Origin of the sequence: Anaerotaenia torta (assembly GCF_050433395.1) — a bacterium.
In the GTDB taxonomy this organism is placed as follows: domain Bacteria; phylum Bacillota; class Clostridia; order Lachnospirales; family Lachnospiraceae; genus Mobilitalea; species Mobilitalea torta.
The window spans coordinates 1-1,592 of the sequence record NZ_JBNPXH010000030.1 but is presented as its reverse complement, the minus strand read 5'-3'; the positions used below and the strand labels follow the sequence as shown (position 1 = coordinate 1,592).

1 protein-coding gene is annotated in these 1,592 nt (G+C 38.8%); it reads left to right on the top strand.

Features of this window, described 5'->3' with window-relative positions; all coding sequences use genetic code 11:
* The first annotated feature begins 137 nt into the window (after positions 1-137).
* A complete protein-coding gene (locus HNQ56_RS23830) occupies positions 138-1,511 on the top strand; it encodes an IS4 family transposase (protein WP_429151024.1) in 1,374 nt (457 codons plus the stop codon).
* Positions 1,512-1,592: the final 81 nt, after the last annotated feature.

The window sequence follows — 1,592 nt, the reverse complement described above, 5'->3', positions numbered from 1 at the left end:
ACTCAAACTTCGCACTTGAATAAGTGCCTATGCACCTTGAAAATTCAATAATAACTGGCATAAAAATAGCATGAAACCGTCTGGTTTTGGTATAATTGAGTTGTCTAGAAACAATCATACTTCCGGAGGCTCATGCTATGAATAAAAGTATAACACAAGCAACTCAAAATGATAAGCAGATTTCAAAATCTATCAAAAGATTTTTTACAAGATTTCATGTTTCTTCAGCTTTGAAAGCGTCCAATGCCTACAAAAAGAAAGGCGTTCCAGTAATGGAAATTTTCCAGTATCTGTTTCTGCTGATTTTTTCTAACAGAAGCATGTACATGAACCTGATCACAGGACGGAACACTCCTGATTTTGCGAAGGATACTGTATATCGTTTTATGAAAATGATTCAGATTAACTGGATCCGTTTCACAACAATACTTTCAGCCCGAATCATCAAGGATGCCATTCTTCCTTTGGATTCTGAGAATCGTGCAAATGTTCTTATCATTGATGATTCCATGTTTGAGCGTAACCGCTCAAAAAAGGTTGAACTCCTTGCCAAAGTCTATGACCATGCAAAACATAAATATCGCTTTGGTTTTCGAATGCTTACTTTAGGCTGGTCAGATGGAAGTACTTTCCTACCGGTCAACAGCGTTCTTCTTTCCACAGAAAACAGGAAAAACCGCATCAATGAAGCAACAGAAGTGGATAAAAGAACTGTTGGTTACAAACGCCGGAAGCTTTCCATGGAAAAAGGAACACAAGCTATGCTTACGCTTTTGGACGCAGCCAGGAAAGCTACAATTCCGGCGAAATATGTTCTTTTTGATAGCTGGTTTTCATCACCAAGCACTCTTCACGCAGTAAAAAGTATGGGTTACGATGTAATCGGCATGGTCAAGAAAACACCAAAGATGTTTTTCCGCTACAATGGCGAAGATATGTCTCTAACTTCTATCTACAACACGAACAAAAAGAGGCGCGGAAGATCAAGATATCTGCTCTCCGTTATGGTTGATGTTGTAAAGGATGGTGAAATCATTCCTGCCAAAGTAGTTTATGTTCGCAATCGTAATAAACGCAAGGAATATCTCTGCCTTATTTCCACGGACGTAAATCTGGATGAGAATGAAATTATCCGGATCTATGGAAAACGTTGGGACATAGAGGTGTTCTTCAAGGTGTGCAAAAGCTACCTTAACCTAAGCAAAGAATGTAACTCCCTTTCCTATGATGCAATGACTGCACATACTGCAGTCGTTTTTACACGATACATGATGTTGTCGCTGGAAAGCAGGGAATCCAATGATAATCGATCCCTGGGCGAGCTTTTTCTATACTTTTCAGATGAAATGTCTGATATCACATGGATACAGGCTTTTCAAATGTTACTTCAAATGTTCCGGACAATGCTTTTAGATAACACCGAGCTTTCAGATGAAAAAATCAACGAATTGGTGGATACATTTATGAATACACTTCCGACCATGTTGAAAACACAACTGCAAGCTGCATAAAGTCTGAACATTGACAACTGAATAACTGCCAGGTATTGAATTTTCAAGGTGCATAGCTAAAATTTATGTGCGAAGTTTGAG

Coding starts and splice junctions, on each gene's coding strand:
- HNQ56_RS23830 (WP_429151024.1), top strand. CDS start 138: ATGAATAAAAGTATAACACAAGCAACTCAAAATGATAAGCAGATTTCA.